Consider the following 22,610-nt stretch of genomic DNA (forward strand, 5'->3'; position numbering starts at 1 on the left):
CATTACACTCAAATACAGAATAAAAAAGTGATTGTGTGCGTTGTATTTATTGGTGTTGGGTGCTTTTTGTACCAATGTTAATTGTCGGCGCGATATTTGCTTACACAGTTAAAGTTATATGCCAAAAAAGAAGAGAGCATTGTGAATTTTAAATCTCAATTCCAAATTGCAGGCAGGGATGTTGGTCATGACTTTCCATGTTATATCATTGCCGAGATGTCAGCTAATCACGGTCAATCACTGACTAAAGCCAAAGAATTAGTATACGCCGCCAAAGAGGCTGGTGCCGATGCGATTAAATTGCAAACATACACCGCAGATACGCTTACGATGAATTGTAAGTTGCCACACTTTGAAGCAACAGGCCCCTGGCAAGGTCAATATTTATACGACCTTTATCAAGGCGCTTACATGCCTTGGGATTTTCATGCTGAGCTATTTGAACTGGCAAATAAATTGGAGCTGACTTGTTTTTCCTCTCCATTTGATAAATCAGCTGTCGATTTACTCGAACAATTTGATGCCCCAGCATATAAAATTGCTTCTCCAGAGCTTATCGATCATCAATTGATCCGAGATGTCGCGGCAACTAAAAAGCCCGTGATTATGTCAACGGGCGGGGCGACGCTTACTGAAATTGCAGAAGCCGTTAAAGTAGCTCATGATGCTGGGATTGAAGAGTTGGCTTTGATGAAGTGCACGAGCACCTATCCAGCGCCTGCTGAGTCAATAAATTTACGAACAATGCCGCATCTGCGCGATGCGTTTGGCTGCCCTGTTGGTTTGTCCGATCATACACTCGGCAATGATGTGCCTCTGGCGTCTGTGGCAGTGGGGGCGTGTATGATTGAAAAGCACTTCGTATTAGACAAAAAAGACAACACTGCTGATAGCTTTTTTTCGATGACCCCTGATGAGTTAAAAGCTTTGGTCCACGGTGTGCGACAAATAGAAAAAGCCATGGGGACGGTTCACTATCCGAGTGAGGCATCTAAAGCCCGTCGTTGCGTTTATATCGTCAAAGATATTCAGGCCAACGAAGTTTTGACTGCGGAACATTTAAGACAAATGCGTCCCGGAGGTGGAGAAATTATGCCTAAAGAGTTGCCTAACTTGATAGGTCGCAGAGTAAACAAGCCGTTGATTTGCGGCACGCAGCTACGTTGGGAGGACATGCTGTAATGGCTACAAAAGAAGCATTACTAGAATACATTCAGCAATTTATGGAAGAGCGTGGCGTTTTGTTAAGCTCTTCAGAGCTGGAAAGTTACAACTTTATTTCGGAAGGTGCTCTAGATTCATTTGAGATCCTCTCTTTAACAATGGGGCTTGAGGCACATTTCTCGATTGAGGTATCGCCTTCATTACTGTTAGATGAAAGTAATGCCATTGTCGGTAATCTAGTGACTGCAGTGCTGGAACAGGCATGATAGCTTTTCGGGTTGATACACAGTGTGGTTTGGGCCACTTTATGCGTATGAAGTGGCTCGCTGTAGCGCTTGAAGGTAGAGGCGCTAAGACAGTGTTTTTTGTCGATGAAAACACAACTGTTGGTGAGTTTATAGCGCCGCTACAAGCGAAAATTGTCTGGGTGCCTAAGTTTCAAAGCTGTCGAGAGGATGCTGAGTTTTGCTTATCCTATTTAGACGCTCAAGCCATGAATATTCAATGGTTCGTATTGGATGGTTATGGCTTTGATGTGACGTGGGAGGACAGGGCCCAGCAGCAAGGTATTCAACTCATGAGTATGGATGATTTGGGTCGCGAACATCACGCAGATCTGGTTGTTGATATGAAATGGGCTGGTAAGGATACTCACTCAAGATATGAGAGTTTGGTGGCACCGGGTACAGACTGTTTGCTAGGACCTGAATTTGCCATTCTTGCTCCTGAATATCAGGAAAATGAAAGCTTAGAGCCAAGGCCGGATACTATTACTTTTTCATTGGGTGGCGGCGGAGATTGGACTCAACTTACAGAGGTTATTGAACAACTTTGCCATTGTAGTGAGCAAACGTGCAATATATTGGCTGTGATAGGGCCAAAAGCGCTGAATACCGAAAAGTTACGCCAAATAGAGAGTCAATTCGACAATTTAGTACTAGTCGATGCGCCTAAGAGTTTGGCATCTATTTACAGAAAAACGGGGTTATTTGTCGGTGCGCTTGGTACATCTTTGTACGAATTAGCTGTGACGAAAACACCTGCACTGACTTTCTCGCTTGCTGTAAACCAACATAACGAAATTGAAAATTTACAAGATCTTGGGCACTATTATCACGTTTCGGATCTGCTAAATTACCCTATTAATACTGTCGCTAAGCTTATTTTTACGTTATTTGAACATCGCGCAACCATCGCAGAGCAGAGAAGATACCCTGACGTTCATGTAGATGGCTTGGGCCGAGAACGCATCGCAGATATCTTGCTAGGGACACCAGTGAAGCAACGCAAACAGCTTCAATCTGAGCCTAGCAATGGCGTTGAGGTTGTTTCTGAGCTGTCTGATTCGCTTCACGTACGCAAAGTCACAAACAATGATGTAAATGGTTATTTGCAAGCACGCAATCGCGCTGAAAATATGTGGCGCATGACGATAACAGATACCATAAAGGAAATTGATCACTATGTATGGTGGTTTAACAACAATCGTCATTCGTATGTGTTAGAAAAAGACAGCAAGCCGCTCATTTATGTGTGGCATCAGGTGTATCGAGAGGACCAGCAAGATTACCTCTTTGGTGGATGGTTTGCCGCCAGCAATGACGTTAACTTTGTACACGCACAACTTATTCTAAAGTGGCAGCTAGAATACTGCGCAGCGCAACACTCAGAGGCAGTGTGGTTGGCTGTGATCAACAAAGACAATAAATTTGTAAATTTGTTGAACCAAAAGGAAGGCTTTGTAACTTTGACACCAGAGTCTCAAGAATTTTCCGTCACGCAAAGGTTATTTCCTCAAGCATCAGAAGATGAGTTTAATTATGTCGCAAAGTTCCCAGCGAGTAGAGCCTAATATGGACGGGATATATCCAATTTTTAAACGCCGCGCTTTAGCGGCGCCAGACAAAACGGCTGTTATTTTTAAGCACACATATTTAACGTATAGAGACTTAGACCAAAAAGTTTGCCAGTTAACGGCATACTTTGAGCGTATTGGACTAAAATCAGGCCATCGAATTGCGCTGTTTGCGCCCAATGGGATTGAGTACCCAATCGTCCTATTAGCTGCCGCAAAAATCGGCTTGGCGGTTGTGCCCTTACCTATCAGCCTCAAAGGGACGGCCCTTGAAGTCGCACTTAAAAAAACGCCGGTTGCAGCTGTCTTGTCTTGGCCCAGTATCAGCAAAATATTGCTAGAAAAAGATCTCATAGAAAGAGACAAGCTGATTAGTTTTGAGAAAAGCGTCGCAGGAGAGGTTACTTGGCAACAAGTTTTTGAGCAACAAACACCATTAAGTCCGTCTACGCAGCAGATACCACAACAAGTGGATGTGAATGCGCCATTTATATTAACAATGACTTCAGGTTCGACCGGAACACCGAAGCCCATCGTGCTTAGCCAGTATTGTAAAATCATGCGCGCTATTGAAGCGACGCAGAATTACTATGGCTTGGATGAAAATGACAAAGTATTGGTTGCGACACCGCTGTATCACTCTTTGGCTCAAAGAGGCGTGCTTATGCCTTTAATGCTCGGCGCAACAACGGTAATTATGGCTAAATTTGCTTTGCAGGGTTGGCTGGATGCGATTGAAACGCATCGTATTAGTTTCTTGTTTGCGGTTTCTGCACAGTTAGAGAGTTTTCTCGCCTATCAAGGGCCTGTTTTTAACTTGAGCTCGTTGCGCTGTCTTGTCTCTTCGTCCGCAGTGCTTAATGCTGAATCAAAACGCGCATTGCTAAGTAAATTACAATGTACATTTCATGAGTGTTATGGCGCTTCTGAAGTGGGGGTTGTGACCGATTTTTGCGTGTCGGATTCTCCAGAAAAAAATGGTAGTGTTGGGCGTCCTTTGCCATTTGTTAATGTTAAAATATGTTCGGAAATTGGCCAGCCAGTTCAGCAAGGTGTGGTGGGGGAGATTGCCTGTAAAACGCTTACAGGTTTTAGTGGTTATCATAAAATGCCGGAAGCCACAGAAGCTGCTTATGATAAAGAAGGGTACTTTTATACTGGTGATTTAGGCTATCTCGATGAGTCGGGGTACTTGTACTATGTCGGGCGGAAAAAAGAGGTAATTTCCAGTGGCGGTATCAATATATTCCCCCAAGATATTGAAGCTGTGATCAAGCGCCATCCTGATGTTATCGATTGTGTCGCATTTGGTGTAGATGAGCCACAGCTAGGTGAAATCATTAAAGTAGTCTATGAGCAGCAAGGTGAAGAGTCGATAGATAGAGCATTGCGGTTAATGTGCTTACAGGAGCTGACAGATTATCAGCAGCCGAGAACGTTTGTACGTCTAAGTGAACTTCCTAGGAATCAAATGGGTAAAGTGCTCAGAAATGATGTTAAACTGCAAAATCGATAACGAAGTGAAGGGCTAGCCCTTCACTTAGGCAACCAATTTATTTGACGGCTTCCCAACTTCCAGACTGATTTGAGCGAGTTGCAGCCTCAAATAATGCCAATCCGTCGCGTGCTTGATCAAAGCCAAAGACATACTCGTTGGCGTTTTCTTCTGAATTTAAATAGCTGCACAGCGCTTGATGAATATCCGTGTATAAATTAGCAAAGGCCTCAACAAATCCGGTTGGGTGCCCAGGTTTCATTCGATTGTATCTAAACTGGTGGGCGTATTGACATTGTCCTGCTCGGTCTAATATTTCTCGGCGGCCATCGTTAAAGTACAGCTCCAATTCATCCGGGTTAAGTTGATACCAGGTCGCGCTCCCCTCTGTGCCATACACTCTTACCTTAAGGCCATTTCTGTGGCCTATGGCCGTCTTTGACATCCACATACTGCCAGTAATGTTGTTTGGGTATTTTAGCAACATCTGTACATCATCAACCAAATTTGGGTATTGGGAGTGTGTTGCATACAACGCACTGGTCTGTGTTGGTTCCAAATCTAGCAGATAACTTGAGAGGTGATGCAGGTGTACGCCCAAATCAAGACATATCGTCGGTACGGCATAATCCTGCAAACGCCAAGATTGGGGAGGGGATGCCTTACCCGCAATTTCAGGCGGACGTTTAAACCCTTCTTGTGGCATCTCAAGGTGGATCTTTTGAATATCTCCAAGCTTATTTAACTTAATTAAGTTTTTGAGCTCTCTGATCATGGCATAGCCAGAATAGTTAAAAGTGACCGCCAAAAAGTGCTTTTTTGGGTTATAGCATTTAGCCAATTGTTGCATTTCATCACTTCCACACACCAAAGACTTTTCGCAAATGGTTGGGATATTAAGTTTAAAAAGTGTTTCAAGCACTTCTAAGTGGTGAGGTGTGGGCGTTAGTACAACCACCGCATCAATATTTTGCCGTTCTTTTTCCAGCATGGTTTGCCAGTTGCTATAGGTATGTTTGGCTTCGATACCCCACTGTTGTGCTGTGAGTAAATTGTGCTCACTGTCTCGACTAAATGCCCCCGCAACCACTTTGAATCTGTTGTCCAATTGTGCAGCAGAAAAATGCACGTAGCCCACAGCTGAATTGGCACCACCACCAATAAATGCGAGTTTTAAACAGTGTTTTGACATCTGTGTTTCCTATTGAGTTGGGATTTCTAAGGCCGCGACTGATTCAGTCAATGTCTCGACAATATACTCTTGTTCTTGTTGTGTTAACGCTGGAAATAAAGGCAAGGTAATAGCGCTGTGATAATAAGCTTCAGCGTTTACACAGTAACCGGCTTTGAAGCCTTTTTCTTGGTAGTAAGGTTGTAAGTAGATAGGGATATAATGCACGTGGCAAAATATATTTTTACTTCTTAGTTGTGTAACCAATTGCCTGTGAATATCAGGAGTCGCAGATATCACTCTAACAACATACAGGTGATATGCACTGTAGACGTTTTCACTTTGTTTCAGAGGCTTGATATGAGGGTGGCTAATTAATTGCTCGTCGTAATAGCTGGCTAGTTGATTACGTTTGGCGACGAACTGGTCCAACTGCAAAAATTGAGAAATTCCCAAAGCCGCATGCAGGTCAGTCATGCGGTAATTAAAACCTAGTGCTTGTTGTTCGTAATACCAAGGGCCGTCAGTTTCGTTTTGTAATTGTAATTTATCAGCTGTAATTCCGTGACTGCGAAAGAGTTTGAGTTTTTTATCGAGCTCAGGTTGATTGGTAAGCGCCATACCACCTTCTGCTGTCGTCACTATTTTCACAGGGTGAAAACTAAAGATACAGATATCAGAAAACTGACAATTGCCAACAGGGAGATCTTGATATTTGCTACCTACAGCATGTGAAGCATCTTCAATGACACTAAAGCCGTATTGTTCTGAAAGTTGCGCAATGGCTTGCATATCGCATGATTGACCGGCGAAATGAACGGGTATGAGCACCTTAGGTAATATGTTGTTGCTGTATGCGTGCTCTAGTTTGCTAGTTAGAGCATCAATACACATATTTCCGGTATCAGGGTCTATATCCACAAAATCAACTTTTGCACCACAATACAGGGCGCAGTTTGACGACGCGACGAAGGAGTTAGGGGAGGTCCAAACAATATCATTGTGCCCGACTTCTAGAGCGAGACACGCAATATGCAGTGCAGAGGTAGCACTATTGGTGGCAGTACCATATTGGGCGTGGCTATATGCACAGACAGTTTTTTCAAACTCGGGAACCTTCGGCCCTTGTGTGAGCCAATCTGACTTCAACACATCTACAACAGCATCAATATCATGTTGTGATATCGCTTGCTTTCCGTAGGGGATCATAATAGGGCCTGTTTGTTAAATTCTACAATTTCTTCCACAGATAAATATTCCGGGTTAGAAAGTGAATTATATTCGAACCCAGGCTGCACAGGCTTTCCTTTTTCATTTTGTGCATTGGTGTCGAAATTATTTGTACGACTACTGAATTTGATCCCAGGCGCGATGACAAAGTGATCGTCAAATTCATAGGTATCAAATGATAAGTCTTCAGGGCACATAACTTCATGGAGCTTTTCGCCAGGTCGGATCCCGACAATTTTTTGTTTCAAATTGGGCGCCATAGCGGTTGCTAAATCGGTTATTTTGATAGATGGAATTTTAGGAACGAAGATTTCACCACCTAGCATACGCTCAAAATTCTTAAGAACAAAATCAACACCTTGCTGCAAACTTATCCAAAATCGAGTCATATCCGGGTGGGTGATTGGGATGTGGTCTCTGTTTTCGTCAATAAAATTTTGAAAAACGGGCACTACTGAGCCTCTCGAGCACACGACATTGCCATAGCGAACCACCGAAAACATCGTCTTGTGCCCACCTGCAATATTATTTGCTGCGACAAATAATTTGTCTGAAGCCAGTTTTGTAGCACCGTATAAATTGATTGGATTTGCAGCTTTATCGGTAGAGAGTGCAATAACCTTATCGACATTGCAATCAAGGGCGGCTTCAATCACGTTTTCTGCGCCATTTATGTTTGTTTTAATGCATTCCATAGGGTTGTATTCGGCCGCTGGTACTTGTTTTAATGCCGCTGCATGAATAACATAATCTACGCCTTGCATGGCTCTACGTAGTCTTTCTCTATCTCGAACATCACCGATAAAGTACCGCATACACGAGGCATTATAAGTTTGCTGCATTTCGAATTGTTTCAGTTCATCGCGAGAAAAAACTATAATCTTTTTAGGGCGATACCTTTCAAGCAGAGTTTTGACGTATTTCTTACCGAACGAGCCAGTTCCGCCAGTAATCAAGATTGTTTTATTATCAAACATATTTTACCCATCTAAAGGTGCAATCATTTCTTTACACTATGGAAAAAAGTATTAGGTAAAGAATTTGCCCCTGCATCCTAAAAAAAGTGATTACTCAATACTTTATATCACTTTTTTATTTTTTGCAGTATTTAACAGGGACTGAGTAGTGAATTTTAAGCTATAGGTGACTTTTTGCACTAATAGGCGTAGACTGGAACAATGGGTATTGCGGAGGAAGGTGTCATGCAAGTCAATTCACCGAGTAACTCTTTCTTTAACCGGATTGAGCAAACGAATAATAAATTAAACCAGCAACTAGCGACGGGTAAAAAGGTAAACTCAGCGGCTGATGATGCAGCAGCGCTGCAGATTATTAATCGTTTAACCTCTCAACAAGAGGGGTATAACCAATCTATCCGAAATGCGTATGACGGCATATCATATTCTCAAACTGCCGACTCTGCATTGTCTGGTGTGAATGATGCTGTCAGCCGGATCAGGGAGTTATCTCTGCAAGCTGGTAGTGGTGCTTTAACCGACAGTGATAGACAAGCTCTGCAGGATGAAGTGTCGCAGCTGCAAACACAAATTACAGAGACCTTTGAAAATACAACATTTGGTGGCGATCCACTATTTGATGGACAACAAGCTAGTTTTCAGGTTGGTCCGGATGCAAATACAACGCAAAGTTTTACGCCAACTGATGGAACTGTCGCCGCAGGTATCTTAAGTGTTGATATTTCTACTCAAGCGGGTGCTCAAGCAGCCATTACCGCCGCAGATCAAGTTGCAAAAGACGTTAATACACAACGCTCACAATTGGGAGCCTTTGAAAATACGTTGGACAGCACGATTCGAGGTTTAGGTAACCAAAGTGACAGAATTGCTGAAAGTCAAAGTCGCATAGCTGACACGGATTTTGCACAAGCTGCTGCTGAAAGAACTGCAAACGATATTTTGTCTCAGGCATCTATTGCACTTCGAGGCCAAGCTAACCAGTCTGCGTCGTCAGTACTTGGCCTACTTCAGTAAAAATTAATACTATTGTATTGATTTGAAACATACCCTGTGGCATTTATTTGGCGTTTACGTCAATAAAATGCCACTTAGGTATTGCATCCCTTTTATACTCCCTTACAATCATACCCATAGACTTATAAAAACTCTCGGATCCAGTCCAAATGATACTGATCATCGATAACAACAATAATCGCGCCTCTGGACTAGCAGCTGCACTATCATTTTGTGGACAACCTGCTCGAGTCGTGGTTGAATCAGAGTTCTCCCCCGAGTTGGTTAAAAAATATCAAGAATGTAAAGTTGTATTAGGTGCACTCGAAGGATTGGATCATGAGCGCCATATAAAAAGTTTGCCTGCTCAACCTTTTATCCTAGTAGGTGAAACTCTCAGGCCTTTATTGTCTCTTGCAAATGTGATTGGTTTAATCAGTGAACCGTTTAGTCATGACGTGACAATGCAGTTACTTCACGACTGTCAGCAATATTTGAGTTTGCTACCAGGCCAAACAAACCAAGGCAGAGATGCAAAGTCTTTTGATGGCCTAGTTGGTGATACCGAAGCGGTTAAGGATGTGCGCTTTTTAATTTCACAAGTTGCCAAAACCGATGCTAACGTTTTGATTTTAGGTGAGTCTGGTACAGGTAAAGAAGTAGTGGCACGCAATGTTCATTTGCTTTCAAATCGTTCTTCAGGCCCATTTGTACCGGTCAACTGTGGTGCCATTCCCGGTGAATTACTAGAAAGTGAATTGTTTGGTCACGAGAAAGGCGCATTTACAGGTGCGATTTCTGCTCGAAAAGGTCGCTTTGAGCTAGCCCAAAATGGTACGCTTTTCCTAGATGAAATTGGTGATATGCCACTGCAAATGCAGGTTAAGTTACTGCGCGTGCTTCAAGAGCGAAGCTATGAGCGCGTCGGTGGTACTAAACCTATTCAAGCAAATGTGCGAGTTATCGCTGCTACACATAGAAATCTTGAACATATGATTGAAGAAGGGAAATTTCGTGAGGATCTCTTCTATCGTTTAAATGTTTTCCCAATTGAAAACCCATCTTTGAGCCAACGAGTAGACGACATCCCCTTGTTGCTTAAAGAGCTTTTGCGAAGAGTGACAGAGCAAGGCAATAAAGCTGTTAAGTTTACAGATCGAGCGGTAGAAAGCCTTAAATCCCATGCGTGGCCGGGCAATATTCGCGAATTGGCTAACTTGGTAGAACGTATGGCCATTATGTTTCCAGATAAGCTGGTGGATGTCACTGACTTACCCTCAAAATACCGTTATATTGAAGTAGAAGCATTTGAACCTGAATACCCAGAAGAGCTGATGGAGAAAGATGCATTCAATGAGCTTTTCAGCGAGGGCTTTAGCGACTTTGAAGAAGAAGATGTGGATGTGGCACCTGAACAACCCATGCTCGGTCTTTTGCCTGACGAGGGAATTGAACTGAAAGACTACTTGGCTGAATTGGAAGTAAGTCTGATCACACAAGCGCTCGAGCGATATGACTATGTCGTGGCACGTGCTGCTGAAATTTTGGGTGTGAGGCGTACGACTTTGGTCGAAAAAATGAAAAAGTACAACCTTAATAGGGACTAAAGCTGTACTTTAGGCGCTAGTTTAGCTTACTGGCTAAGTCTAGCGTCGCCAACTTATCAACTAACGGTTGTTTTCTATGGCAGTCGTTGTCGTGATCATTGACCATGCCACATGCCTGCATATGTGCATATACAGTAGTAGGACCTAAAAACTTAAACCCCTTCTTTTTTAAATCCTTTGCAAATCGAATACTTATTTCACTGGTAGCTGGATAATCTGCTTTGCTTTTGATGTCATTCACTATGGGAGTGAAATCGACAAACTCCCATTGATATTTGGCAAAGCTTCCGTAGGCTTGTTGTACTTCAATGAAGCGCTTCGCATTGTTTATGGTGGCCACTATTTTTGCTCTATTTCGAACAATACCTGGGTTTTGCATCAAGCGCTCAACATCCCCCTCGTTCATATCTGCCACCAATTGAACATTGAAATTATGAAATGCGTCTCTATAGTGCGCACGCTTCTTTAAAATCGTATACCAGCTTAACCCAGCTTGAGCAGACTCAAGGGTGATAAACTCAAATAATTTATTGTCATCCCATATGGGGTCGCCCCACTCATCATCATGATAGGCCACATAGTCAGGTTTGCTCTCATCGAGCCATAGGCATCTTTTACACATATTTCGTCCGGGGAAACGTTATACATTCTCTATCAATATTTTAACTGATGCTTTCACAATTCATAGAGTATCTAGGTAAATACATTGTTTCTCATTTGTTTTTTTTTTAAATTTGGTGTTGCTGTAACTAATTTGGGTATATAATTTCAGTGTTTAAGAATTGTTTATTTCACAAAGGTTATAAAATGAAGAACTATTTAATAGTCCTGCTTGCAGCGGCACTGGCTGCATGTGGTGGGGGCGGCGGTAGCGATAGTCCAAGTACACCAAGTACCGCAAACCAAGGAACAGATAATAAAGCTGATCCGGTTGAAGTTACTGCGCAGTTAGATAGCAGCTATGTTGAATTACAAACATATAAAGTGACTTATAGCGTATTGGGTGATGAAAAAGGGATGAGCGAGCTCACTGCCTCAGTTTCGATACCTGAGATTGCATATTTCGAGCAGGTGTCAGTTGACACTGCGGGCAAAGTGTTATCCTTTTCAATCCCTGAGTTAGTGCATGATTCTGATGCAAGTTTATCGGTGTCATGGGTCACAGGAGAATCTGGCAGCAAAGTCCAACGTTCGCTAGACCTACCCTTTATAGCCAAAGACAATGGCTTGAAGCTCTCTGAGATGTTTAAAATTAAGGATACTGCTTTAGCTTCTTGCGTTGATAATTATTTATATTCGTCAGATGTAATCGAATTACATTGTTCTAATGTTACATCATTGGAAGGTATTGAGAATGTGGTTGAGCTAACCTCTCTTTATCTTGGAAATAGCGAATTAACGGGTGGTATTAAATTATTAGGGCCTGAAAAACTCAAACACTTTGAGGTTTCGAATGATACGGCTATACCCGTTGGTACATTGGATTTATCTATGGTCCCCAAATTAGATACCGTTAAACTCTCAAATATTGACCTTTCTGAATTAATCCTCGCTGACAATACTTTATTGATGGACATCAAAATATCTGGCGGAAAGTTGAAGAGTGTAGACCTTAGCAAAGCAAGTCACATACAGGTAGTTGTGTTAAAGTTGAGTTCACTGACAGAGCTAATACTACCAGACTCATCACCTTTAAAATATTTGGGGGTGCCAGGTTGTATATTAACTCAAGGGTGTGAAGGATGGTTAACCGCTTTAGATTTAAAGAATAACAATGAATTACAAGCAATACATCTTCCCGAGCAAAAATTGAAAACGATTGATTTAAGCAAGCAAGGTAAGTTAAAAACTATAGATTTAAAAAACGCGCCACTTGAGCATATAGATTTCAGTAGCAATAAAAAGATAGAGTCGATTAACATAGGTGCTTTATACGACCGCCCGGTAGAAGTCAGTGGGTTAACGAATAAACCTAACCTTGTTTATTTAGATGCGTCACATTCACAGCTAACATCCATTGATCTAACTGGGACTCACAATATTGAAATTATTCATTTAAATAATAACTTTTTGACTGAACTTTCATTGTCACACTTAGTTAAGCTTGAAAAACTCAAAGTTGATGATAATAAAATATCTGAGATTGATCTATCAAAGAATACTGAATTAACCGCTTTATGGGCATCAAATAATAAAATATCTGAGATTGATCTATCAAAGAATACTGAATTAACCACTTTAGGGGCATCAAATAATAAAATAAGTCAACTTGATTTGTCCGCACAAGTTGATTCATTACATCGAATTTCTTTAAATTCAAACCCGCTTGTTGCGTTAAGGGTGAATGAAAATAATAAGATTACAAATCTTGATTTATCCGAAACTAGTCTAACTGAATTTCAAGGAAGTAATTTTAAGGCGCTCGTGAGTTTGAGCATCTCTGGAGGCCGTATAGAGAGTTTAGATTTTTCTCAAGCGCCAGACCTACGCGATATTAGGGCGAATGATATTGGCTTAAAAACTATTAATTTATCCAATAACAAAAACTTGGAAGCTGTTTATTTACAACTCAATGAATTGGTAGAGTTAGATTTATCAGGAGCTGATAGATTGGAGATTGTGGATGTTTTGTTTAATCAAATTGCGTCGTTAAAGTTTGGTAATGTGAGTTCAATCATCGAAATCAATGCTGTGCTAAACCAACTATCCACAATTGATTTAAACGGTGCTGATAACCTTGAAAAACTTTCCTTAGGTAATAATAATTTACAATCTTGGAATACACAATTACCTGATATTACATATCTAGATTTATCATACAATTCAATAACAAGTTATTCGACTGGTATTAGCGAGTTTCTCGAGCATGTCAATTTATCAGGAAATGATATTTCTTCACTAGAGATAACTGGTGCTCATTATTTAAAGGAGTTGTATATTGATAAAAACCCGCTATTGGAGTTAAACATTGACACCCAATCACAGCAAGCTTTGGAAGTGCTTAATCTTTCAAATAGTAAGTTAACAAGCCTTGCTCAATTTAATGCTCCAAGGTTGGTGAGACTAGGTGCAAAAAACAGCAATGTACGCAGTGTAAATTTGCATAACTTCCCCAGTGTTGAATCAATTGAATTGTCAAATACACAGTTAAGCAGTATTGAAATACCAGCAAGTAATCAAATTAAGTCAATTGATATTGATGGTACATTTGTGACTCAGGTTGACTTTAAGAACTTATCCAATCTAGATTATTTTTATGGCCGCTCCTCTTTTATGAATGATGTAACAAATATCGATGGGGTCAATAATAAAGAAGCGTATATTTTTTTATATGATAGTCCTTTATCCCTTGACACTAGAGCCTACTTGACGGAAATGGTAGCCCAAGGATACACCAATATTAGTTATTAAATTGACCCAAAAAAGGGCTGACAGAGTTCAGCCCTTTTATTGTTTTCTCCCCCCCCATCTCTTCTAGAGCCCTCTTTAATATCACTCATCAAATGTGGCACATGAATTGACTAAATAAAGCTGTGTCAAAGTTTTGTCTGCCCACAGGCTTGGTTTAAGTTGTTGTAATAGTTAGGAAATAAAGTTGGCACATCATTTGCTTTGGTCTTGTTAGGAAGATTCATGAGAGTAGTGTCATGGCGTTAGCGAAAGTGATAAATCCACAATTTGTGCCAGAAAACCAATTTAACCCTTGCTTACTGCAAGAGGCGTATATTGGTGAGCTGAGCGATTTGCGGCAGCAGGCAAGTTGGTTGAGCCATTTGGTTGACACTATGCCCGCTGGCATAGTTGTATTAGATGGGCAAGGCATGATTGCCAAAGCAAACCAGATAGCCAAAGATATGCTTGGTGAACCGCTTGAGGGCGAAAAATGGTTCAACATCATTCAGCGTTCTTTTAGTCCGCAACAAGATGATGGTCATGAGGTATCACTGCGTGACGGCCGTTTGATCAAACTTGAGATCACAGCCCTAACGCCAGAGCCAGGCCAACTGATTTTAATGACAGACTTGACTGAAACGCGACGTTTGCAGGCGCGTGTTGCCCATATGCAACGCTTAAGTGCATTGGGCAAGATGGTTGCATCACTTGCGCATCAAGTCCGTACACCGCTTTCAGCCGCTATGCTTTACGGCGCGAACCTAGGCAGTGAAAACTTGCCTGCTAAATCCCGCGAAAAGTTTCATAACAAATTAATGTCGCGTCTGAAAGACCTCGAAAATCAAGTTAACGACATGCTGTTATTTGCCAAAAGTGGTGAGCAACAAGTGATTGAGCAGGTCTCTATGCAACAGTTACTCAATGAAGTAAAAGCGGGATCTGATGCCATGTTATCGCTCAATAATGCAGAGCTAGAGGTTATTTTACCTGATCCAGATATAGAAATTATCGGCAATAAAACCGCACTTGCTAGCGCTATTCAGAATCTTATTCACAACAGTGTGCAGGTTATTGGTTCCGGTGCTCAAATTACCTTGAGTGCGGTGAGAGACGAAGCAGACCTTGTGCGGATCTCTGTGTGTGACAACGGCCCGGGTGTGGATATGACGGTTGCCGATAAACTATTTGAACCATTTTTTACTACCAAATCACAGGGTACTGGGTTGGGGTTAGCAGTTGTTAGCTCAGTAGCCAATTCGCATAAAGGGCGCGTTGAAGTGAACAACGCGCAAGACGGAGGAGCATGCTTCAGTATGCTATTACCCATTTCTCAACATACTCAACTTCAGGAGGTTGTATGAGCAATAAAATTCTAGTCGTTGAAGATGACGCAGGTTTACGTGAAGCACTTTTGGATACTCTAGAGCTCGCTGGTATTGATTGTGTTGAGGCTGATAGCGCTGAGCAAGCAATGATATTGCTAAAACAGCAGAGCTTCTCACTGGTTGTCAGTGATGTTCAAATGGGTCAGATGAGCGGTATTGACCTGCTCAAAAGTATTAAACTGAACTTTCCAAATTTACCAGTATTGATGATGACGGCATATGCAACCATTGATGATGCTGTTGAAGCAATGCGCTTGGGTGCCATTGATTACATGGCTAAGCCATTTGCGCCAGAGGTGCTACTCAATATGGTTAGCCGTTATATGCCGGAGAAAGAGAAAGAAACGGATGGGCCAATTGTTGCAGATGAAAAAAGTTTGCAGCTTTTGAATCTCGCCAAAAAAGTGGCGTTGTCAGATGCCAGTGTCATGGTGTTGGGTCCAAGTGGCTCAGGTAAAGAAGTTTTGGCACGTTATATCCATGACAACTCTGAGCGAAAGAGCGAACCTTTTGTTGCAATTAACTGTGCTGCAATACCTGAAAACATGCTTGAGGCAACATTATTCGGGTATGAAAAAGGTGCCTTTACCGGCGCGATTCAAGCATGTCCAGGTAAATTTGAGCAAGCGCAAAAGGGGACTATTTTACTTGACGAAATCACTGAAATGGATCTTGGTCTGCAAGCTAAGCTGCTCCGTGTATTACAAGAGCGTGAAGTTGAAAGGCTAGGTGGTAGGAAAACCATTGAATTGGATGTCAGAGTTTTGGCAACCAGTAACCGAGATTTAAAAGATGCGGTTGCAGAAGGCAAATTCCGTGAAGATTTATACTATCGCCTGAATGTATTTCCGTTAACATGGCTACCATTGAAAGACAGAGCCGCAGATATTGTGCCTTTGGCGATGCATTTAATGGATAGACATTGTCAGAAGTCCAACCAGCCGACACCTCAGCTTACTGTGGCTGCTCAGCAAAAATTATTGCAACATGCATGGCCGGGTAATGTTAGGGAACTCGATAACGTAGTTCAGCGTGCCCTTATTCTACAACAAGGCAATGAAGTATCTGATGCGGATGTTTTTATTGAAAATTTGATTCCCATTGAAGCTTCAGGAGAAACTATCCTCAACCCCAATCCAGTGGAATTGGATGCATCTCCTTTTAAAGTAGAGCCTGTTGAAGAGCAAAACCATACAACACCAGTAGATAGCCTGAGCTACAAAGAAGAGCTCCAAGACAAGGAGCATCAAATTATTCTGGATACATTAACGCGTTGTAACGGTAAGCGTAAGGACGTAGCGGAAATACTCGGGATAAGCCCCAGAACGCTGAGATATAAGCTAGCTAAAATGCGAGATTTAGGATTACCAGTTCCAGCCTAATTTATATAAAGCAACCAGTTATCAACTGGTTGCTTTATAACCTGTCAAAATATTGCCCCTCCAAATTAACTTGTAACCTTTTGAAATTAAAGGGTTAAAAGTTGGCATGATTAGTGCTTTATCCAGTGTAAGAGTATTTACAGGGTGAGCGACATGAAAATTCAAAACACCAGTCTATATCAAGAAATGCAATCTATGGCAGCGCAAGCGGGCCGAGTTCAACCACAGGCGAAGCCGCCTATTCAAGAAAGTGCTGCTACGTCAACGGCGCAGTTTGGTGACGTGCTGCAAAATGCATTGAATACAGTGGCCGGTTTGCAAAGAGATGCAAAAGAAAAAGTGACTGCGGTTGAGATGGGAGATCGCAGTGTCTCTTTGGCAGAGGCGATGATTGCAAAAAATAAATCATCGGTCGCTTTTGAAGCAACTGTACAAGTTCGTAATAAACTTGTAGAAGCTTACAAAGATATCATGAGCATGCCGGTATAATTGAAGAGATGATTGGAGAGTAACTGTGGCTACGAATCAAACGACAGATTTAGCACTTTCAGACAACCAAGCAGGTGCTGTAGCTGAAGGCGCAGACACCCAGCAAGAGCAAAAGTCTGGCTATTTTAGCGCTTTGAGCGGCGTTGATATGCTACGTCAAGTTACGCTCGTCATCGCACTGGCAATTTGCTTGGCAATCGCTGTTTTCATCATCATTTGGGCGCGTCAGCCAGATATGCGTCCGCTGGGTCAATATCCCACTGATGAATTGGTGCAAACCCTAGACTTTTTAGACGCGCAAAAAATTGAGTATGACCTTGAAGGCAATACCATCATGGTTGCCGAGTCGGATTACCAAAACATCAAATTAAAAATGGCGCGAGATGGATTTTCACAATCACCTTCGTCAGGCGCAGATATCTTAATGCAGGATATGGGCTTTGGTGTGAGTCAGCGTCTTGAAAGAGAGCGACTAAAGCATAGCCGAGAGCAGCAGCTAGCTCGCACAATTGAAGAGTTGCAAGACATCAATCGTGCAAAAGTATTGTTGGCAATACCAAAAGAGAATGTATTTGCTCGCAGAGAGAAAAAGCCTTCAGCGACTGTGGTATTAACAATGAAACGCGGCCGCACGCTAGATGGTGAAGAGGTTGACTCAATTGTAGATATCGTCGCGTCCGCAGTACAAGGCTTGGAGCCATCACGTGTCACCGTGACAGACCAAAATGGTCGACTACTCAACTCAGGTTCTCAAGATTCATTGGCTGCACGCTCACGCAAAGAGTATGAAATTGAACGCAAACGTGAATCTGAATATTTATCTAAAATAGACAGCATTATGATCCCGGTTGTTGGGCTGGGCAATTTCACAGCGCAAGTTGACTTGACTATGGACTTCAGTGCGGTTGAAGAAACGCAAAAACGCTTTAACCCTGACTTACCCGCAGTGCGCAGTGAAACCACTTTTGAAGAGAGTAACATTGGTGGGATCACCGCAGGTATCCCAGGTGCGTTGAGTAATCAGCCACCGATGGACTCGAATATTCCTGAAGTAGCAGGTGCTGGTGGCAGCGGCAAAGGTACTACACCGAGTCGTTCGCAAAAAGAGGCGACGCGCAACTACGAGCTGGATACAACGATTTCTCATAAGCGTCAACAAACTGGCGTGATCCGTCGGATCAGCGTCTCCGTTGCAGTTGATTATGTTGCAAAAGCGGATGCAGAAGGCAATGTTTCCATGGTGCCCCGCGCTCAAGAAGAATTAAATAACATTCGTCGTTTACTGCAAGGTGGTGTTGGTTTCGATATGCAGCGTGGTGATGCACTAGAGGTTGTTACTGTCCCATTTGTACGTGAAGATATTCTAGAGGCATCAGAGCAACCACTGTGGGAACAAGAGTGGTTTATGAAGGTTGCCCGTTTAGCGGCAGGTGCTTTGGTTATCATTGTATTGATAATGGCAGTAGTTCGCCCTATGCTGAAAAGACTTATTTACCCAGATGATACACTTGAGGACTACGATGAGGATGCACTTACTGCTGGTGTAGACTTAGGAGATAGTACTTTAGATATGTTAAGTAATGACTTTGATGAATCAGCTGTTGGCTTCTCCTCGGATGGTACATTACAATTGCCAGACTTACATGGAGATGAAGATCTATTGAAAGCGGTTCGTGCATTGGTAGCAAATGAACCAGAGCTTTCTTCACAAGTGGTCAAAGCGTGGTTAACTGAAGATGAGTGATGAAGAACAAAAACAACTGCCCCCAACATTCGATGTTGAGAAGTTAGATGGTGTCGACAAGGCAGCCATCTTGCTTCTGAGCCTAACAGAGGAGGATGCGGCGCAAATCTTAAAGCACTTAGAGCCTAAGCAAGTGCAAAAAGTCGGTATGGCTATGGCCGCGATAGATGACCTGTCGCAATCTAAAATTAGTGCGGTACATAATCTGTTCATCGAACAAATTCAAAGCTTTAGTACCATAGGTTTCCAATCAGAAGACTTCATTAAAAAGGCATTAACAGCCGCACTGGGTGAAGATAAGGCTGCGAGCTTAATTGACCAAATTGTCATGGGCTCAGGCGCGAAGGGTTTAGATTCATTGAAATGGATGGACTCTAAGCAGGTTGCGAATATCATTCGAAATGAGCACCCTCAGATCCAAACTATCGTCTTGTCGTATTTAGAGCCGGAGCAATCTGCGGAAATTTTGTCGCAGTTTACTGAGAAAGTACGACTTGATTTAACAATGCGTATTGCAAACTTAGAAGAAGTTCAACCAGCTGCATTGCAAGAGTTAAACGAAATTATGGAGAAACAGTTTGCGGGGCAAGCTGGTGCACAGGCTGCGAAGATGGGTGGCTTGAAAGCGGCTGCTGACATCATGAACTACCTTGATACGAATGTGGAAGGTCAGTTAATGGATTCTATCCGTGAGCATGATGAAGAAATGTCGCAGCAGATCCAAGACCTTATGTTCGTGTTTGAAAACTTGATGGATGTTGAAGATAGAGGTATTCAGGCAATATTACGCGAAGTACAGCAGGATGTGTTAATGAAGGCCATTAAAGGCGCTGATGATTCCTTGAAAGACAAGATCCTTAGCAATATGTCGAAGCGTGCTGCAGAAATGATGGCTGATGACCTTGAAGCAATGCCACCTGTACGTATTAGTGAAGTAGAAGCGGCACAAAAAGAAATATTGGCAACAGCAAGACGTTTGGCTGATTCTGGAGAGATCATGCTTGGCGGCGGTGGCGGTGAGGAGTTCTTATAAACCATGTCTGAACCAAAGTTACAACGCGGCAGACCAGTGCAAGGTGATGCAGTCGATGCACTATTGGAGCACTTAGAAGATTGGCCCATTCCTGATGTGAAAGAGGACCTGAGTGGCTTATCGGGCCGATCAACAGCGATGGGCACACCCCTAGAAGAGCTATATACCAAAACCGAGCGCAATGTTGAACCAGAAGCAGTCGAGCCAGAAATCCCCACTCTGACGCTCGAAGAACTAGAGCAGATCCGCCAAGATGCCTACGATGAGGGCCTCAAACAGGGTCATGAACAAGGATATATAGAGGGCTTTGAAAAAGGCGCCAAAGAAGGAAACGAAGCAGGCCAGAAAGAAGGGCTTGAGATCGGTAAACAACAAGGCCTCGAAGATGCTAAGCCTTTGGTGGAAGAAAGGCTACACACGTTATCATTACTGATCGAAAAGATGCATGATCCACTTAAGCAAGTTGATGAGGCGTGTGAAAAGCAATTGATAGAACTTGTCAGTTTATTGACACAACAAATTACTTTTCATGAAGTTAAAGCCAATCCAAATTTAATTCTTCAAGCGTTGAAAAAAGGCTTGGATGCACTGCCAATTGCTGAGGTGCAGTTAAAAGTACATCTTCATCCAGAAGACTTGGCGCTAGTTGAAGAGGCCTACGGCGCAGAAATGATACAAAAGCAGCAATGGCAACTGATCCCTGAGCCAACATTTGACCGTGGAGGGTGTGAAATAAAATCACCTATCTCTTCTATTGATTTAACAATAAAAACACGCCTGACTGAAATATTGGAAAAGTTTTTGCATGATAGCGGTATCTAAGAATAACCGCATCATGTGTCATGTCAGATCTTGAATCACAAAGTCAATCGTTTGCGCAACGTTTAAATAAGTATCAAAAACATATCCATCCTTTCGGTGTTGCCGTTGCGGGGAGCCTAACACGTGTTGTTGGGCTGACGCTCGAAGCGAAAGGCTTAAATGCAGCAGTAGGCAGTCAGTGCAAAATTGAAACGATCAATGGCTTTGTTGATGCTGAAGTCATCGGTTTTAATAATGATGTTTTGTATCTTATGCCAAATGATCGTATATCAGGCGTCTTACCTGGCGCACGAGTTATTCCTCAAGTTAAAGAAGCTGGCTTGCCTGTTGGCATGGGGCTATTGGGCCGTGTTGTGGATGGCTTAGGCAGACCTTTAGATGGGTTAGGTGCAATTCAAGCTGACACACGACTGAAATTTGCACAGGCCCCCATAAACCCTCTTGCCAGAAGACCAATTAAAGAGCCAATGGACGTGGGTGTTAGAGCGATAAATTCCATCATCACAGTTGGACAGGGGCAGCGGATGGGGCTGTTTGCTGGTAGTGGTGTGGGTAAATCGGTATTACTTGGCATGATGACACGAGGCAGTGAAGCAGATGTCATCGTGGTAGGCCTCGTCGGAGAGCGTGGACGAGAAGTCAAAGAGTTTATAGATGACATATTGGGCGCTGAAGGTCGCCGTCGTTCCGTCGTTGTCGCCGCACCAGCAGATGCATCTCCTTTGATGAGGTTAAAAGGCTGTGAAAGTGCAGTCACCATTGCTGAGTATTTTAGAGATCAAGGACTAAACGTTTTATTACTTTTAGATTCGGTAACACGCTATGCAATGGCACAGCGTGAAATAGCATTGGCAGTTGGTGAGCCGCCTGCAACAAAGGGCTATCCACCTTCTGTATTTGCCAAGTTACCGGCTCTGGTTGAGCGAGCGGGTAACGGTGGTGAAGGACAGGGGTCAATTACAGCATTTTTTACTGTGCTCAGTGAGGGGGATGATATGCAAGATCCAATTGCAGACTCCGCACGGGCAATTCTTGATGGTCACATAGTGCTATCTAGAGAGCTGGCCGATAGTGGGCACTATCCCGCGATTGACATTGAAAAGTCCATTAGTCGTGTTATGCCTCAAGTTGTTTCAGATACGCATATGCAGCAAGCAAGAGTACTAAAACAGGTCTATTCAATGTACCAACAGAACAAAGACATGATCACCCTAGGGGCATACCAAAAAGGGAGTGATCCCATGTTAGATCAAGCGATAGCGATGATGCCGACTGTAAATGGGTTCCTGCAACAAGGTATGAAAGATGTACTTAACTATGATGAGTGCTTACAAGGCTTATCACAAATACTAGGACAAGGTTAATGGCTGCAGATAAATTATCTTTGTTACATAAGCTTGAAACAGATAAAGAAGACTCACTGAGAATTAATTTTGTACAAGCCGAAAATAGCCTCAATGAGAATCAGCAGAAGCTCAAAGGGTTAAATGATTTTCGCTTGGAATATACACAACAACTGCATACAAAGGCACAGCAGGGGCTAAGTAGTAGCGGGTTTACTCAATACCATAGCTTCATAAATAAAATTGAAGAAGCGATCAAACAACAAGCAAATACGGTTGCAACTGCAAAGCGAGTTGTCGAGCAGCGAAGAAAGCTGTGGTTAACTCAACAGGCAAAAGTAAAGGCGATTGCTAAGTTGATTGAGAAAAAACAAGATGAAAAACAAAGATTAGAAGCAAAGGCAGAGCAAAAAATGCTCGACGAATTTGCGACCAACATATTTATGCGCAACAAACTGCTCAATTAGTGGCTTGAAAATTGCATTTTTTGGAAATAATAGTATTTGAAGTAGGCAAGCGGTTTTAAA

General features: G+C 42.5%; 19 protein-coding genes. 15 read left to right on the forward strand and 4 right to left on the reverse strand.

The features are described from left to right. The first annotated feature begins 141 nt into the window (after positions 1 to 141). From pseI to J8M00_RS11710, 4 genes are read left to right on the forward strand one after another with little or no spacing between them, the layout of a single operon-like run. Positions 142 to 1,182 (forward strand): pseudaminic acid synthase, encoded by a 1,041-nt coding sequence (pseI, locus tag J8M00_RS11695; RefSeq protein WP_211010421.1) that lies wholly within the window; start codon positions 142 to 144, stop codon positions 1,180 to 1,182. Beyond that, a complete protein-coding gene (locus J8M00_RS11700) occupies positions 1,182 to 1,430 on the forward strand; it encodes an acyl carrier protein (protein ID WP_211010422.1) in 249 nt (82 codons plus the stop codon). Before pseI ends, J8M00_RS11700 begins: the two co-directional genes overlap by 1 nt. Continuing rightward, positions 1,427 to 3,016 (forward strand): pseudaminic acid biosynthesis protein PseG, encoded by a 1,590-nt coding sequence (locus tag J8M00_RS11705; protein ID WP_211010423.1) that lies wholly within the window; start codon positions 1,427 to 1,429, stop codon positions 3,014 to 3,016. The genes J8M00_RS11700 and J8M00_RS11705 overlap by 4 nt, the downstream gene beginning before the upstream one ends. Further along, positions 2,985 to 4,535 carry a class I adenylate-forming enzyme family protein gene (locus tag J8M00_RS11710; protein ID WP_247687349.1) on the forward strand — a complete coding sequence of 517 codons (1,551 nt, stop codon included), beginning with the start codon at positions 2,985 to 2,987 and terminating at the stop codon, positions 4,533 to 4,535. The genes J8M00_RS11705 and J8M00_RS11710 overlap by 32 nt, the downstream gene beginning before the upstream one ends. A 37-nt stretch (positions 4,536 to 4,572) precedes the next feature. Here the strand turns inward: J8M00_RS11710 and J8M00_RS11715 are convergent, their stop codons facing one another. From J8M00_RS11715 to pseB, 3 genes are read right to left on the reverse strand one after another with little or no spacing between them, the layout of a single operon-like run. Continuing rightward, a complete protein-coding gene (locus J8M00_RS11715; RefSeq protein WP_211010424.1) occupies positions 4,573 to 5,706 on the reverse strand; it encodes a Gfo/Idh/MocA family protein in 1,134 nt (377 codons plus the stop codon). Between the two features lie 9 nt (positions 5,707 to 5,715). Then, on the reverse strand, positions 5,716 to 6,894 hold the full coding sequence (pseC, locus tag J8M00_RS11720) for a UDP-4-amino-4,6-dideoxy-N-acetyl-beta-L-altrosamine transaminase (RefSeq protein WP_211010425.1): 1,179 nt from the start codon (positions 6,892 to 6,894) through the stop codon (positions 5,716 to 5,718). Then, entirely contained in the window at positions 6,891 to 7,892 is a 1,002-nt protein-coding gene (gene pseB / locus J8M00_RS11725) for a UDP-N-acetylglucosamine 4,6-dehydratase (inverting) (RefSeq protein WP_023401792.1), read from the reverse strand. The genes pseC and pseB overlap by 4 nt, the downstream gene beginning before the upstream one ends. A 225-nt stretch (positions 7,893 to 8,117) precedes the next feature. On the opposite strand from pseB, the gene J8M00_RS11730 reads away from it, so the two are divergent. Both J8M00_RS11730 and J8M00_RS11735 read left to right on the forward strand, forming a co-directional pair. Next, positions 8,118 to 8,906, forward strand: coding sequence for a flagellin (locus J8M00_RS11730; RefSeq protein ID WP_211010426.1), 789 nt, complete (start codon positions 8,118 to 8,120; stop codon positions 8,904 to 8,906). A gap of 149 nt (positions 8,907 to 9,055) precedes the next feature. Beyond that, positions 9,056 to 10,492 (forward strand): sigma-54 dependent transcriptional regulator, encoded by a 1,437-nt coding sequence (locus tag J8M00_RS11735; protein WP_211010427.1) that lies wholly within the window; start codon positions 9,056 to 9,058, stop codon positions 10,490 to 10,492. 16 nt (positions 10,493 to 10,508) lie between these two features. Here J8M00_RS11735 and J8M00_RS11740 read toward each other — a convergent pair whose 3' ends face one another. Further along, positions 10,509 to 11,114: a DNA-3-methyladenine glycosylase I gene (locus tag J8M00_RS11740; protein WP_211010428.1), complete on the reverse strand. Its 606-nt coding sequence runs from the start codon at positions 11,112 to 11,114 to the stop codon at positions 10,509 to 10,511. 185 nt (positions 11,115 to 11,299) lie between these two features. Between J8M00_RS11740 and J8M00_RS11745 the strand changes: the two genes are divergently transcribed. From J8M00_RS11745 to fliJ, 9 genes are all read left to right on the forward strand, one after another. Beyond that, complete coding sequence (locus tag J8M00_RS11745; protein ID WP_211010429.1) at positions 11,300 to 13,903, forward strand: leucine-rich repeat domain-containing protein; 2,604 nt, start codon at positions 11,300 to 11,302, stop codon at positions 13,901 to 13,903. Between the two features lie 236 nt (positions 13,904 to 14,139). Beyond that, positions 14,140 to 15,246 carry a sensor histidine kinase gene (locus tag J8M00_RS11750; protein WP_211010430.1) on the forward strand — a complete coding sequence of 369 codons (1,107 nt, stop codon included), beginning with the start codon at positions 14,140 to 14,142 and terminating at the stop codon, positions 15,244 to 15,246. Further along, positions 15,243 to 16,652 (forward strand): sigma-54-dependent transcriptional regulator, encoded by a 1,410-nt coding sequence (locus tag J8M00_RS11755; protein WP_211010431.1) that lies wholly within the window; start codon positions 15,243 to 15,245, stop codon positions 16,650 to 16,652. Before J8M00_RS11750 ends, J8M00_RS11755 begins: the two co-directional genes overlap by 4 nt. Before the next feature lie 153 nt (positions 16,653 to 16,805). Next, positions 16,806 to 17,141 carry a flagellar hook-basal body complex protein FliE gene (gene fliE / locus J8M00_RS11760; protein WP_023401799.1) on the forward strand — a complete coding sequence of 112 codons (336 nt, stop codon included), beginning with the start codon at positions 16,806 to 16,808 and terminating at the stop codon, positions 17,139 to 17,141. 25 nt (positions 17,142 to 17,166) lie between these two features. Further along, positions 17,167 to 18,885, forward strand: a complete 1,719-nt coding sequence (gene fliF / locus J8M00_RS11765; protein ID WP_023401800.1) for a flagellar basal-body MS-ring/collar protein FliF — start codon at positions 17,167 to 17,169, stop codon at positions 18,883 to 18,885. Further along, positions 18,878 to 19,918 carry a flagellar motor switch protein FliG gene (gene fliG / locus J8M00_RS11770; RefSeq protein WP_023401801.1) on the forward strand — a complete coding sequence of 347 codons (1,041 nt, stop codon included), beginning with the start codon at positions 18,878 to 18,880 and terminating at the stop codon, positions 19,916 to 19,918. The genes fliF and fliG overlap by 8 nt, the downstream gene beginning before the upstream one ends. Positions 19,919 to 19,921: 3 nt before the next feature. Next, positions 19,922 to 20,740, forward strand: a complete 819-nt coding sequence (gene fliH, locus J8M00_RS11775; protein ID WP_211010432.1) for a flagellar assembly protein FliH — start codon at positions 19,922 to 19,924, stop codon at positions 20,738 to 20,740. Between the two features lie 20 nt (positions 20,741 to 20,760). Continuing rightward, complete coding sequence (gene fliI, locus J8M00_RS11780; protein WP_211010433.1) at positions 20,761 to 22,104, forward strand: flagellar protein export ATPase FliI; 1,344 nt, start codon at positions 20,761 to 20,763, stop codon at positions 22,102 to 22,104. Continuing rightward, on the forward strand, positions 22,104 to 22,550 hold the full coding sequence (gene fliJ / locus J8M00_RS11785; protein ID WP_211010434.1) for a flagellar export protein FliJ: 447 nt from the start codon (positions 22,104 to 22,106) through the stop codon (positions 22,548 to 22,550). Before fliI ends, fliJ begins: the two co-directional genes overlap by 1 nt. Positions 22,551 to 22,610: the final 60 nt, after the last annotated feature.

It is taken from the genome of Pseudoalteromonas luteoviolacea (genome assembly GCF_018100925.1).
Classification (GTDB): Bacteria; Pseudomonadota; Gammaproteobacteria; order Enterobacterales; family Alteromonadaceae; genus Pseudoalteromonas; species Pseudoalteromonas obscura.